11 protein-coding genes and 1 tRNA gene are annotated in these 12,576 nt (G+C 71.8%); 5 read left to right on the forward strand and 7 right to left on the reverse strand.

Annotation, left to right across the window (positions count from 1 at the left end):
* Positions 1–90 precede the first annotated feature (90 nt).
* The 5 genes from ACFQ8C_RS00415 to ACFQ8C_RS00435 form a co-directional block, all read right to left on the reverse strand.
* The gene (locus ACFQ8C_RS00415; RefSeq protein ID WP_383450478.1) at positions 91–684 is read right to left on the reverse strand and encodes a 50S ribosomal protein L25/general stress protein Ctc; all 594 of its coding nucleotides are present in this window, start codon (positions 682–684) and stop codon (positions 91–93) included.
* 246 nt (positions 685–930) lie between these two features.
* The gene (locus ACFQ8C_RS00420; protein ID WP_383450479.1) at positions 931–1,905 is read right to left on the reverse strand and encodes a ribose-phosphate diphosphokinase; all 975 of its coding nucleotides are present in this window, start codon (positions 1,903–1,905) and stop codon (positions 931–933) included.
* A gap of 120 nt (positions 1,906–2,025) precedes the next feature.
* Positions 2,026–3,474 carry a bifunctional UDP-N-acetylglucosamine diphosphorylase/glucosamine-1-phosphate N-acetyltransferase GlmU gene (gene glmU / locus ACFQ8C_RS00425; protein ID WP_383450482.1) on the reverse strand — a complete coding sequence of 483 codons (1,449 nt, stop codon included), beginning with the start codon at positions 3,472–3,474 and terminating at the stop codon, positions 2,026–2,028.
* A 119-nt stretch (positions 3,475–3,593) separates the two neighbouring features.
* Positions 3,594–3,668: transfer RNA gene (locus ACFQ8C_RS00430), tRNA-Gln, on the reverse strand.
* A gap of 28 nt (positions 3,669–3,696) precedes the next feature.
* Entirely contained in the window at positions 3,697–4,554 is an 858-nt protein-coding gene (locus tag ACFQ8C_RS00435) for a hypothetical protein (RefSeq protein WP_383450483.1), read from the reverse strand.
* 128 nt (positions 4,555–4,682) lie between these two features.
* Between ACFQ8C_RS00435 and ACFQ8C_RS00440 the strand changes: the two genes are divergently transcribed.
* A complete protein-coding gene (locus tag ACFQ8C_RS00440; protein ID WP_383450486.1) occupies positions 4,683–5,999 on the forward strand; it encodes a sensor histidine kinase in 1,317 nt (438 codons plus the stop codon).
* On the opposite strand, the gene ACFQ8C_RS00445 is transcribed toward ACFQ8C_RS00440, so the two are convergent.
* Both ACFQ8C_RS00445 and ACFQ8C_RS00450 read right to left on the reverse strand, forming a co-directional pair.
* Positions 5,996–6,478 (reverse strand): SUKH-3 domain-containing protein, encoded by a 483-nt coding sequence (locus ACFQ8C_RS00445; protein ID WP_383450488.1) that lies wholly within the window; start codon positions 6,476–6,478, stop codon positions 5,996–5,998. The two genes, ACFQ8C_RS00440 and ACFQ8C_RS00445, sit on opposite strands and share 4 nt — an antisense overlap.
* A gap of 8 nt (positions 6,479–6,486) precedes the next feature.
* On the reverse strand, positions 6,487–6,990 hold the full coding sequence (locus ACFQ8C_RS00450; RefSeq protein ID WP_383450491.1) for a YwqJ-related putative deaminase: 504 nt from the start codon (positions 6,988–6,990) through the stop codon (positions 6,487–6,489).
* Between the two features lie 318 nt (positions 6,991–7,308).
* Here ACFQ8C_RS00450 and ACFQ8C_RS00455 point away from each other — a divergent pair, with 318 nt between their 5' ends.
* The 4 genes from ACFQ8C_RS00455 (at position 7,309) to ACFQ8C_RS00470 (ending at position 12,493) form a co-directional block, all read left to right on the forward strand.
* Positions 7,309–8,307: an SMI1/KNR4 family protein gene (locus tag ACFQ8C_RS00455; protein ID WP_383450493.1), complete on the forward strand. Its 999-nt coding sequence runs from the start codon at positions 7,309–7,311 to the stop codon at positions 8,305–8,307.
* A gap of 7 nt (positions 8,308–8,314) precedes the next feature.
* Complete coding sequence (locus tag ACFQ8C_RS00460) at positions 8,315–10,810, forward strand: SUKH-4 family immunity protein (RefSeq protein ID WP_383450496.1); 2,496 nt, start codon at positions 8,315–8,317, stop codon at positions 10,808–10,810.
* 180 nt (positions 10,811–10,990) lie between these two features.
* The gene (locus ACFQ8C_RS00465) at positions 10,991–12,106 is read left to right on the forward strand and encodes a cellulose-binding protein (protein WP_383450498.1); all 1,116 of its coding nucleotides are present in this window, start codon (positions 10,991–10,993) and stop codon (positions 12,104–12,106) included.
* Between the two features lie 9 nt (positions 12,107–12,115).
* Positions 12,116–12,493: a VOC family protein gene (locus ACFQ8C_RS00470; RefSeq protein ID WP_383450501.1), complete on the forward strand. Its 378-nt coding sequence runs from the start codon at positions 12,116–12,118 to the stop codon at positions 12,491–12,493.
* Positions 12,494–12,576: the final 83 nt, after the last annotated feature.

Genomic DNA, 12,576 nt, shown 5'->3' on the forward strand with positions numbered 1-12,576 from the left:
CGCCATCTCCCATTCACCCCACACAAGGAAACGGGGCGACGGACCGCAGCGCGGCCCGTCACCCCGTCAACGTCGGACAGAGCCTACGGCTCAGGCCTCGGCGGCCTCGTCGCCCTCGGCGGACTCCGCGGCCGGCTCCTCGGCCTGGGCGGCCAGGACCTGGAGGACCACGGCGTCGGCCTCGGTCACCAGGGTGACGCCCTTCGGCAGCGTGATGGCACCGGCGGCGACGGAGGAACCGGCCTCCAGGCCCTCGACGGAGACCGTCACGGACTCGGGGAGGTGGGTGGCCTCGGCCTCGACGGAGAGGGTGTTGAGGACGTGCTCCAGCAGGTTGCCACCGGCGGCGAGCTCGCCCTCGGCGACGACCGGAACCTCGACGACGACCTTCTCGCCGCGCTTGACCAGGAGGAGGTCGACGTGCTCCAGGTCACCCTTCAGCGGGTCGCGCTGGGCGGCCTTCGGGATGGCCAGCTCGGAGCCCTTGCCCTCGATGTCCAGGGCCAGCAGGACGTTCGGGGTACGCAGCGCCATCGTGGTCTCGTGCGCCGGCAGCGTCAGGTGGACCGGGTCCGTGCCGTGACCGTAGAGAACGGCCGGAATGGCGGCGGCGCGGCGGATCTTGCGGGCGGCGCCCTTGCCGAACTCGGTGCGGACGGCGGCGGCGAGCTTCACCTCGGACATGTGCACTCCTCGTAGTGGTGGTGACATCTGTGACTGTCACCCGGCCGCCGACTGGCGATGGCCTGCTACGAAGAGCGCGTCGATAACGGAGCGCCGACCCGAAACGGGTACCGGCCTCCCTCGCCGAGCAACCAGGGCAGTCTACCCGCCCACCCCCGGCCCCCCAAATGGATCACGGACCCGGGAACGGCGGAGGGCCGCCTCCCCCGAACGGGGAAGACGGCCCTCCGCGGCGAATCCCGGGACTCAGTGCTCCTCGAAGAGGCTCGTCACCGAACCGTCCTCGAACACCTCGCGCACCGCACGCGCGATCGTCGGCGCGATCGACAGCACCGTGATCTTGTCCAGCTCCAGGGAACCCGGCACCGGCAGCGTGTCCGTGAACACGAACTCGCTCACCTTCGAGTTCTTCAGGCGGTCCGCCGCGGGACCCGACAGGATGCCGTGCGTGGCCGTCACGATGACGTCCTCCGCACCGTGCGCGAAGAGCGCCTCGGCCGCCGCGCAGATCGTGCCGCCCGTGTCGACCATGTCGTCCACCAGGACACAGACACGGCCCTTCACGTCACCGACGACCTCGTGGACGGTCACCTGGTTGGCGACGTCCTTGTCACGGCGCTTGTGCACGATCGCCAGCGGCGCGTCCAGACGGTCGCACCAGCGGTCGGCGACCCGCACGCGGCCCGCGTCCGGGGAGACGATCGTCAGCTTCGCGCGGTCGACCTTGCCGCCCACGTAGTCCGCCAGCACCGGCAGCGCCGACAGGTGGTCCACCGGGCCGTCGAAGAAGCCCTGGATCTGGTCCGTGTGCAGGTCCACGGTCAGGATCCGGTCCGCGCCCGCCGTCTTCATCAGATCCGCCACCAGACGGGCCGAGATCGGCTCGCGGCCGCGGTGCTTCTTGTCCTGACGGGCGTAGCCGTACGACGGGACGATCACGGTGATGCTCCGGGCCGAGGCCCGCTTCAGAGCATCGATCATGATCAGCTGCTCCATGATCCACTTGTTGATCGGAGCCGTGTGGCTCTGGATCAGGAAGCAGTCCGCGCCGCGCGCCGACTCCTGGAAGCGGACGTAGATCTCACCGTTGGCGAAGTCGAACGCCTTGGTCGGAACGAGACCGACACCCAGCTGGTGCGCGACCTCCTCGGCCAGCTCGGGGTGGGCGCGGCCGGAGAAGAGCATCAGCTTCTTCTCGCCGGTCGTCTTGATCCCGGTCACAGCACTGTCTCCTCAGACGTGTTCCCTGGCCGCAGACCCGCGCCACCGAGCGCATGTGCGAACCAGCCGAATTTGTGTGCACGTATCACGGTACGCCTCGATCGACGTACCTGTTTCCGGTCAGCTTTCGCCGGCCGAACCCTCCGAGGCCGCCTCGGCCGCGTTCGCCGCGGCACTACCGGGCCGCTTCCGCGCGACCCAGCCCTCGATATTCCGCTGCTGGCCCCGGGCGACGGCCAGCGCACCCGCCGGCACGTCCTTCGTGATCACGGACCCGGCAGCCGTGTAGGCACCGTCCCCGATCGTGATGGGAGCCACAAACATGTTGTCCGAACCGGTCCGGCAGTGGGACCCGATCGTGGTGTGGTGCTTCGCCACGCCGTCGTAGTTCACGAAGACGCTCGCGGCACCGATGTTCGAGTACTCGCCGATCGTCGCATCGCCCACGTACGACAGGTGGGGAACCTTGGTGCCCTCGCCGATCGTCGCGTTCTTCATCTCGACGTACGTACCGGCCTTCGCCTTCGCACCGAGCCTCGTCCCCGGCCGCAGGTAGGCGAACGGACCCACGGAAGCGCCCTCGCCCACCACGGCCGAATCCGCCACGGTGTTGTCCACCCGCGCGCCCCGACCCACGGTCGTGTCCTTCAGCCGCGTGTTCGGCCCGACCTCGGCGTCCTCGCCGATGTGCGTGGCACCCAGCAGCTGCGTACCCGGGTGGATCACCGCATCCGGCTCGAACGTCACGGTCACATCCACGACGACGGACGACGGGTCGACCACGGTCACCCCGGCCGTCATCGCGGCCTCCAGCAGCCGCTGGTTCAGCAGCGTACGGGCCTCGGCCAGCTGCACCCGGTTGTTGATCCCGAGGATCTCCCGGTGGTCGGCGGCCACGGACGCACCGACCCGGTGCCCGGCCTCGCGCAGGATCGACAGCACGTCGGTGAGGTACTCCTCGCCCTGGCTGTTGTCCGTCCGCAGCTGCTTGATCGCCTGCGAGAGCAGCGCCCCGTCGAAGGCGAACACCCCGGAGTTGATCTCCCGGATGTCGAGCTGACCGGGCGAGGCGTCCTTGTGCTCGACGATCGCGGTCACGGCCCCGGTGGACAGGTCCCGCACGATCCGCCCGTACCCCGTGGCGTCCGGCACCTCGGCGGTCAGCACGGTCACCGCGTTGCCGTCACCGGCGTGCGTCTCGGCGAGCGCCCGCAGCGTCGCGCCGGACAGCAGCGGAGTGTCGCCGCAGACGACGACCACGGTCCCCTCGGGAGCCGCCCCCAGCTCCTCCAGCGCCATCCGCACCGCGTGCCCGGTGCCGTTCTGCTCCTCCTGCACGGCGGTACGGGTCCCCGGGTACACCTCCTCCAGGTGCCCCCGGACCTGCTCCCGCGCGTGCCCCACGACCACGACGAGGTGCTCGGGCTCCAGCTCGCGCGCGGCGGACACGACATGCCCCACGAGCGAACGCCCGGCGATCTCGTGCAGGACCTTGGGGGTCTTGGACTTCATGCGGGTGCCCTCACCCGCTGCGAGGACGACGACGGCTGCCGGGCGGTTGGCGCTCACGGATATGCCCTTCGGCTTTGGGTGGTGGACGCACGAAGGATACCGGGGCGCCAGGGGGCGGCCATGAGGAAGGGCCCTGACCTGGGAGGTCAGGGCCCGAACCGGAGCTTTGTGCGTCGTGGCTCCCCTGCCAGGACTCGAACCTGGAACATATCATCCAAAGTGACATGTGTTGCCGATTACACCACAGGGGATGGCATTCTCGTCAAAACGGACAATTCGCTAGTCCATCGACGCGACGGCCCCCACTATGCCGTACCAGGCACCCTCGATGCGACGGTACAAGTCGGCGCTGCCGAGAACGCGAATGACAAGGCATCCCCGGTACTCCGCGCCGATGTTCTTGCGGATCGTCTTCGGGTTGTGCCGCTTGAGGGTCGTCTTGCCGAGGCGAGTCGGATCGACCCCGACGAGTTCCGCCCAGTAGCGCTCGGCTCCGGCGACATCGGCGGTCTCGTGGATCATGAGGCTGTACGTGCGCCGCGCGGCGGGGATGCCCAGGAGGTCGAGCCAGGCCGCGAAGACCCGCACCATCCCGGGGTCGCTGTTGACGAAGGCGACGCGCTCGCGCCGCGCATGCGCCTTGTCCTTCGTGCCTTCGGCCCAGTAGAGCCCCACGCCCAGGATGAAGAGCTCGCGGTCCGACATGGCGCCGATTCCCTCGGCCGCGGCGCGCTTGGTCTCCCGCCGGTGTTCCTCGCGCCGGCGCATCGTGGGCTCCCACCCCCGCCGGGCGATCTCGGACGCCTCCTCCCGGGTCCGCTTCCGTTCCGGCTTCGGCAGGTCCCGTACCCACAGGCTGATCGAGCTCTTCGAGCAGCCCAGCTCGACCTGGATCTGGTCGTAGGTCATGCCCTGGAGACGGAGTTCTCGGGCGCGGGCGCGGAGGTCGTCCTTGGCGTTGGGGCGCTTGGTCCACTCCGGTGGGGGTTCGCCCTTGACGAGGCGCTGGAGGAGGTCGTTGTTGAAGATCTTCAGACGGTCGCGGATCTGGCGGAGGCTGAGGCCCTCGCGGCGCAGGGCCACCGCCTCGGCGCGTAGGCCCTCGAAGTCCGCGTAGCGGTTCATTTCTGCGGTCATGTGATGAGCGTCGTCCGGAATGCGGACGCGTGTGTCGAAAAAGCGGGCGATTCAGCAGTTCGAGGGACTGGTGTGCGAGGTGTTGACGTCCTTCGGATTTCGCAGGGAGGCGCCCGTAGGGTGGGGGCATGACCGCAACGGGGGCAGATCGGGACGCGCCGGGCGCGCGGACCATGTGGTGGTGGGCGCGGCGGCGGAGTGTCGTGCTCGATGCGGGTTTGGCGCTGGTGTCGGCGGTGGAGTGTGCCGTCGAGGGGGTGTCGTTCGCGGGGAGGGCGGGGGCGCCGGAGGCGTTGGGGGCGCTGTTGGGGTTTCTCGTGGGGGCCGTGCTGCTGGTGCGGCGGCGGTGGCCGATCACGGTGGTGCTGGTCTCCGTCGCGGTGGCGCCGGCCGAGACGGGTTTCCTGATGGGGATCGTCGGGTTGTACACGCTGGCCGCGTCCGAGGTGCCGCGGCGGTACACGGCGGTGCTGGCGGGGATGGCGACGGTCGCGGTGTTCGTGGTGACGGCCGTGGAGCTGCGGCGGGACATCGCCGCGCAGGCGGACGACTTCGATCCGAGTGCCTGGTACGTGCCGGTGATGGCGTTGTTCATGACGTTGGGGCTGAATGCGCCGCCGGTGTTGTACGGGCTCTATATAGGGGCGCGTCGGCGGCTGATGGAGAGTCTGCGGGAGCGGGCGGACTCGTTGGAGCAGGAGTTGTCGCTGCTGGCGGACCGGGCGGAGCAGCGGGCGCAGTGGGCGCGGCAGGAGGAGCGGCGGCGGATCGCGCGGGAGATGCACGATGTGGTGGCGCATCGGGTGTCGTTGATGGTGGTGCATGCGGCGGCGTTGCAGGCGGTGGCGTTGAAGGATCCGCAGAAGGCGGTGCGGAACGCGGCGTTGGTGGGTGACATGGGGCGTCAGGCGTTGACGGAGTTGCGGGAGATGTTGGGGGTGTTGCGGGAGGAGTCCGCTCCGGTGGTTCGGGCCGTGGTGCCGTTGGCGGCGGTGGGGCGGGCGGCGGCCGCGGCGGCGGAGGCGGCGGAGGCGGCGGCCGGGCCGGGGCTCGATGCGGTGGAGGGGTTGTGTCAGGAGTCGCGGTTGGCGGGGGCCGCGGTGGAGCTGGTGGTGGTGGGGGAGCCGGGGGCGTATCCGTCGGAGGTGGGGCGGACGGCGTACCGGGTGATCCAGGAGGCGTTGACGAACGTGCACAAGCACGCTCCGGGTGCGGCGGTCGTGGTGCGGCTCGCGCATCGGGAGGCCGAGGTGGCGACGCAGGTGGAGAACGGTCCGTCGGACGCGGGTGTGGCGGATGCGGGGTTGCCGAGTGGGGGGAACGGCTTGGTGGGGATGGAGGAGCGGGTGGTGCGGCTGGGGGGTGCGTTCGTGTCGGGTCCGACGGACGCGGGTGGTTTCAGGGTCTCCGCGGTGATTCCCCTGGTTCGGGGTCGGGTCGTCTAGCCGGCGGTGAGGCGGGTGGGCCGGGTGCCGGTGACGAGGGTGGCGAGGGCGGTGTCGATGTCCCGGCCGAGGTACCAGTCGCCGGTGTGGTCGAGGCTGTAGACGCGGCCTTCGATGTCCATGGCGAGGACGGCCTGGTGGTCGCCTTCTTCGCCGAGGGGGGCGAGTTCGGTGCCGAGGGCGCGGCCGAGGTCGGCGAGGGTGCGGGCGAGGTGGAGGCCGGCGAGGGGGTCGAAGCGGAGTGTGGCGGGTGCTATCTGGCGGCCGTGGCCGGGGGCGGTGAGGTGGAGGCCGCCGAATTCGGCCCAGGCTTCGACGGCGGAGGGGAAGACGCTGTGGCGGTGGCCGGCGGGGGAGACGTGGGCGCGGAGGGTGTCGGCCCATTCTTCGGCGATTTTGATGTCCCAGCGTCCGGGTTGCCAGCCGGCGTCGCGGAGGGCGGCGTCGACGTTGACGGGGAAGCGGGTGGTGTCGGACATGGGTCGGGTCAGCCGTTCTCGGTGGGCGTGACGGTGCGGACGCCGAAGTGGTCGAGGAGGGCGGCGCAGGAGCGGCAGGGTGCGGCGTAGCTGCCGTGGAGGGGGTCGCCGTCCTCGCGGATGCGTCGTGTGGTGAGTTTGGCGTTCTTGAGGCTGCGGCGGGCTTCGCCGGCGGTGAGGGGTTTGCGTTGGGCGCGTTTGGAGCGGTTGTTCTCGGTGGCGGTGAGGTGGCGGGAGAGCAGGATGGCTTCGGGGCAGCGGCCGGTGAAGCGTTCGCGTTGTCCGCTGGTGAGGGTGTCGAGGAAGTCCTGTACGAGGGCGTGGAGGGTGGGTGGTGTCTCTCCGCGGCCCGCGGTGCAGGTGAGTGTCTCGCCGCGGACGGAGAGGGCTGCTCCGACGGCGGGCAGGATGCCGTCGCGGCGGTGGAGCAGTAGGGGGGCGCGACCGTTGTCGGTGTCGCTGCTCCAGTTGAGGCGTGGGTCACCCTGTGTGGGCGTCGTGCTTGCGTACATGGTGCTCGTCTTCCCCTCCTGCAATCCCCCGAGTTGCGGTGCACAGCCTGCCAAATAGGGAGCCATATGGGGAAGCTGGGTGGGGGTTTCGCCGTGTCGGTGTGTCGGAGCCGTGGTCGGCCTGTCATGGCTTCGTGACGGTTGGTGACGGTGGGTGGGTGGGGTGGGTCGGTGGGGGCTCGGGCCGGTTCGTGCTCTTGTGGCAGCGCATAGGCTGTGCGGGATCGGTCGGGCGAGCTGTGCGCAGTGGGGTCCGGCGGTAGGAGCAAGCAGTAGCAAGCAGTAGCAGCCAGTGACGCCATGCAGGGGGCAACCGCCATGACGACAGGTCGGCTCGGGCAGTCCACCGCGCCACCGAACGCGGCCTATGCCGGGCAGGTCGTGCGTTTCCCGGATCCGGTGCGCGCTTCCCGGCATCCGCGGGGGGTGCGGGTGGACGAGCGGGGTTTTCCGGATTTTTCGCCGTATGCGCGTGCGGCGGCGGAGATCGCGGAGCCGCCGGAGGGTTTTGGTGTCGACGAGTTGCGGCTGACGGATTACGTGTCGGCGAACGCGGCGATGGCGGCGACCGGTCATGAGTTGTGGGACACGATTCCGGCGGTGGCGACGCCGCATGGTTGGACGTGGCATCACGTGGTGGGTGAGCGTCGTCTGGAGTTGGTTCCGGTCGAGGTGAAGGCGTTGTTGCGGCATCACGGTGGTGTGGCGACGGCGGCGGTGGACCATGGGAAGCGGGGGACGCGGCCGTTGCAGGAGACGCGTCCGGTGCATTTCGGGTTGCCGAAGTCCGGGGTGTCGGTGTCGGAGCAGCAGCTTCAGGGGGTCGAGGAGGATCTCGGTTATCGGCTGCCGGGGGCGTACCGCTCGTTCTTGAAGGTGGCGGGTGGTTGTGCGCCGGTGGGTGCGGCGCTCGACGCGGAGCTGGGGCTTCTGGTGGACCAGCCGTTCTTCACGGTGCGTGAGGAGGCGGGGGTCAATGACCTCGTCTATGTCAACAAGTGTCTGCGGGATCATTTGACGAAGGACTACCTGGGTGTGGCCTTCGTGCAGGGTGGTCTGGTCGCGTTGAAGGTGCGGGGCGCCGGTGTGGGTTCGGTGTGGTTCTGTGCCTATGACGATGTGCGGGATTCCGGTGAGGAGGCCGCCGGCTGGTCGGTGAGCGAGCGGGTGGAGCGGTTGTTGCTTCCCTGTGGTGAGGATTTCGACGCGTTCCTGCTGCGGCTGGCCGGTAATCCGCCGGAGTTGGAGACGGTCGCGAATCTGATGGTGGACGGCGGCTTCGCGCGTGCCGTGCCCGTGGCCCCGGTGGGAGGGTGAGCCGGCTGTGGTGACGTTCGCGCAGGCGCAGGAGCGTGCCGAGGAGTGGGTGAACGGCGAGTTGCCGCCGTATCAGCACCAGGAGGTGCGGGTGCGGGAGTTCGGTCTCGGTTTCGTGGTGTGGGCGGAGGGCCGTGAGGGTGGTCCGACGTCGGATGTGGGTCGGCAGCGGTTGGTGATCGCGCGGGATTCGGGCGAGGCGACGCTGTGGCCGGGTTTGCCGGTGGGTGAGGTGATCCGGCGGTACGAGGAGGAGTACGGGGTCGCCGAGGAGGCGGTCGCGCCGGTTCCGGCCGCGCCGCCGGCGCGGATCGATCTGAACCAGACGTCGTTCCTGTTGAGTCCGCCGGAGTGGTTGCAGGACGCGGCGGACAAGATCGGTCTGCCGCAGCGGCCGAACGCGTCGCAGGAGGAGCGGGGGGAGCCCGATACGGACACGGACGCGGGTGCGGTTTCCGCGGTCGGTCCGGGTGGGGTGTCGGGGGCGTCGGTGTCGTCGGCGGGGGCGGATTCCGCGGTCGGGTCGGAGACGCCGGCGGCGGCGATCCCGCTTCCCTCGTTCGATTCGCCTTCTTCTTCCTCTTCGGTGTCGTCGGCCGGTGGGTCGGATGACGACGCGTACGAGCCGACGGCGATGGACGGGGTTCCGGCGGCGTCGCCGGGCAGTCCGTGGGCGGATGCCAACGCGAGTTCCGGTGGGGTGGAGGGTGTGCCGTTGCCGGCGACGGTGTTCGCGCCGCCGCTGTCGGGGGCCGACGACGAGGACGTGCCGGCGCCGTTGGTCGGCGCGGACGCGCCGACGGCGTTGATGCACGGGGGGAGCGCGTTGCCGAAGACGGCCGTGGCGCCGCGTCTGGATCCGGCCGCGGCTCCGTCGGCCGGTGTGACGCCGCCCGGTGTGACGCCGCCGCCCGTGGTGCCGGGTGCCGCTCCGCCGCCGCCCGCCGCTCCGCCGGTCGCGGGTGCGGGGGACATCGCGGACGCGGCGACGAGCAAGGCGGCGTTGCCGCCGAAGAAGCAGGCTGCCGGGCCGGTCGCTCCGCCGCCTCCGCCGGGGGTGCCCGGTGGGACGTCCGGCGGGCCGGTGCCCGCGCCCGCGTACGTGCCGACGCAGTTGGTGCCGCAGACGCCGCCGCCGGGTGCTTCCGGGGGTCCGGGGGTGCCTCCGCCGCCCGCGCCGCCGGGGCCCGTGACGCCTCCGCAGCCGGTGCATCACGCGGCGACGATGTTGGCGCATCCGGGGCAGGTCGGTCCGGCGGGTCCGGCGGGTCCTGCCGGTGGTGGCGCGGTGCCGCCTCCGCCGCCTCCGCCGCCGGGTGCTCCCGGGGGTCCGGGGACGCCGGCGCACGGCATCGAGCACGCGCCGACGATGCTGGCCCAGCCGGGTCCGGTGGGCCCGGGTGCGCCGTTGCCTCCGCCGGGTCCGGCTCCGGCGGCGCCGCAGGCGCCCGGTCGGGTCGCCGCTCCGGCCCCTGTCCCGGCTCCTGGTCCGGCTCCGGCCTACGGGTATCCGCAGCAGCCGCCGGCCGGTGTGCCGACGGTGGGTCCCGGGTACCAGGCGGTGTTGCGGTACCGGGCTCCGGACGGTTCGGAGCAGCAGATCATCCGGCGTTCGGCGCCGGGCACCCCGCATCCGGAGTGGCAGATCCTGCACGAGCTGCGGGGGCTCGGGGTGCCGCCGCAGCAGGTGTTGGAGCTGCACACGGAGCTGGAGTCCTGTGAGCTGCCGGGTGGTTACTGTGCGCGGATGATCCGCGAGACGTGGCCGCAGGCGCGGATCACCAGCATCGCCCCGTACGGTCGTGATCACGCGGGCCGGCAGCAGGGTATGCGGCAGCTCCTCACGCACCAGGGCGAGTTGCACCAGGTGGCGGACGGTCCGGCGCGGCCGGCCCCGGTGCGGGCTCCGCTGCCGCAGGTGCAGCCGGCGCCGCCGGTGCCGCCGGAGGGTGTGGCGCAGGAGCTGGCGGGTGCGTTCGGGCCGGGGATCCTCCGGTTCGACCAGCGGGCCGTGTCGCGGCAGGGTGTGCCGGAGCTGGTGGCGGTGACGCTCATGTGGGCGGGGCTGCCGGCGGACTTCGGGCCGTTCTTCTGGGCGCAGCCGGCGATGCCGGTGGTGCCGACGCTGGCGGAGCTGGCGCAGCAGCGGCAGGTGCCGGCGGCGGCGGACGCGAGTTCGTACCTGGTGCTGGGTTCGGACTTCGGGCGGGCGATCTGCGTCCAGTACGGCACCGCGCACATCGTGGCGGTGCCGGTGGAGGCCGGTCCTGGCGGGGCGTCGGTGCCGCCGCAGTTCGTGAACACCGGGCTGCCGGAGTTCACGCGGTCGATGGCGCTGCTGGGGCGGATGTGGCGGTTGCGGTTCGGGCTGACGCCGGAGCAGGCGGGTCGCTGGACGGTCGACTTCCAGGCGCAGCTGGCGATGCTGGATCCGGCGGCGCTGTCGTCGCCGGAGAACTGGTGGTCGGTGCTGTTGGAGCAGATGTGGGACGGACTGCTGTGACGGATTGCTGTGGCGGGCTGCTGTGGCGGGCTGCTGTGACGGCTTCCGTGGGACGTCCGCTCTGACGCCTTGTTAGGCGGAATGTGACGAAGGGCGCTCGGTGTGTGATCACGTCGGGCGCCTTTTGTCCGTTCTTATGGCGCATCCTGGAGGGCGAGGCCATAGGGAAGGGGCGTCAGGATGAGTTTCTCCGTCGGACGGGGCCGGGGGTACCGCCCGGAGCAGGTCGACCGCCACCTCGACGGGCTGTCCGGGGACCGCGACGAGGCGTGGGAGCGGGCCGCGCGGCTCACCGCCCTCGTCGAGGAGGGGGAGGCGGAGCTGGCCGCGCTGAGGGAGGCCGTCGCGGTGCTGAAGCCGCAGCGGTACGAGTCCCTGGGCGAGGCCGCCGAGCAGATCCTGAAGCTCGCGGAGCAGGAGGACGAACGGCTCGTCCGCGCCGCCGAGGCCGAGGCGCAGGCCGTCGCGGAGGCGGCGGCCACCGCGGCCCGGGAGGCCGGGGAGGCGGCCGGCGCCTACGCGGAAGGGGTACGGACCGCGGTCGCGGCGCAGGCCCGCGCGACCCTGGAGACCGCCCGCGAACGCGCCGAGGAGCAGGCCACCATCGCCCACCGGGACGCGGAGGGGGCCAGGGCGGCGGCGACGGAGGCGTACGAGGAGACCGTGCACCGCGCGGCCGAACTGCTGGCCCGGCAGACCGAGGAGCACCGCACCGCCCGCGCCGACGCGGACCGCGCCGCCGAGACGGCCGCCGCCGGGCTGGACGCCCGTCACGCCGAGCAGGTGGCCCGGGCCGAGGCGCGCCTGGAGGAGGTCCGCCGGGACCTCGCCCGTACCGAGGAGGAGGCGCGGCACGGCCAGGAGGACGCCGAGGCGAAGGCCGGGGAGATCCTGGCGGAGGCCCGGCTCGAGGCCGAGCGGACGGAGCGCGGGACGGAGCGGGTGCTGCGCGAGCACGACGAGGCGCGCGACGAGATCCACTCCCACATGGAACACATCCGCAACTCCCTCGCGGCCCTGACGGGCCGCCCGGTCGCCGACGCGGGCCGCCCGGCGGCGGGCGGGGAGCCGGAAGCGGCGGCGGAGGCCGCCGCCCCGGAGAACCCCGAGGCGGTCACGGACCCGGACACGGACACGGAGGCGTCGGGGGAGGGCCCGGAGAACCGCGAGGCGGTCACGGAGGCGCCGGAGAACCCCGGGGTGGACGCGGAGGCGCCGGAGAACCCCGGGGTGGACGCGGAGGCGTCGGCGGAGGCCCCGGAAAACCCCGAGGCGGACGACGACCCGCGCCCGTAGTCTCCGCGCATGCGGATGAACCTGACGGCGGTCAACCTCGACTGCGCCGACCCCCTGGCCCTCGCCGGCTTCTACGCGAAGGCCACGGGCCTGCCCCTGCACGAACGCTCCGGCGCCGACTTCGCCGCCCTGGTGGACGGCGACGGCCTGGTCCTGGGCTTCCAGCGGGTCGAGGACCACCGCCCGCCGACCTGGCCCACGGGCGAGGTCCCGTCCCAGCTCCACCTGGACTTCGACGTGGACGACCTCGACGAGGCGGAGGCCGAACTGACCGCCCTGGGCGCCACCCTGCCCCCGTCCCAGCCCCGCCCTGACCGCTGGCGCGTCCTCCTGGACCCGGCGGGCCACCCCTTCTGCATCTCGCCCCGGAAGCGACGGAGCGTCTGACCGCCCGACCGCCCGACCGCCCGACCGCCCGACCGCCCGACCGCCCGACCGCCCGACCGCCCGACCGCCTGACCGCCTGACCG

This window comes from Streptomyces sp. NPDC056503 (genome assembly GCF_042794995.1).
In the GTDB taxonomy this organism is placed as follows: Bacteria; Actinomycetota; Actinomycetes; order Streptomycetales; family Streptomycetaceae; genus Streptomyces.

Coding starts and splice junctions, on each gene's coding strand:
- ACFQ8C_RS00415 (WP_383450478.1), bottom strand. CDS start 684: ATGTCCGAGGTGAAGCTCGCCGCCGCCGTCCGCACCGAGTTCGGCAAG.
- ACFQ8C_RS00435 (WP_383450483.1), bottom strand. CDS start 4,554: ATGACCGCAGAAATGAACCGCTACGCGGACTTCGAGGGCCTACGCGCC.
- ACFQ8C_RS00440 (WP_383450486.1), top strand. CDS start 4,683: ATGACCGCAACGGGGGCAGATCGGGACGCGCCGGGCGCGCGGACCATG.
- ACFQ8C_RS00445 (WP_383450488.1), bottom strand. CDS start 6,478: ATGTCCGACACCACCCGCTTCCCCGTCAACGTCGACGCCGCCCTCCGC.
- ACFQ8C_RS00450 (WP_383450491.1), bottom strand. CDS start 6,990: ATGTACGCAAGCACGACGCCCACACAGGGTGACCCACGCCTCAACTGG.
- ACFQ8C_RS00455 (WP_383450493.1), top strand. CDS start 7,309: ATGACGACAGGTCGGCTCGGGCAGTCCACCGCGCCACCGAACGCGGCC.
- ACFQ8C_RS00465 (WP_383450498.1), top strand. CDS start 10,991: ATGAGTTTCTCCGTCGGACGGGGCCGGGGGTACCGCCCGGAGCAGGTC.
- ACFQ8C_RS00470 (WP_383450501.1), top strand. CDS start 12,116: ATGCGGATGAACCTGACGGCGGTCAACCTCGACTGCGCCGACCCCCTG.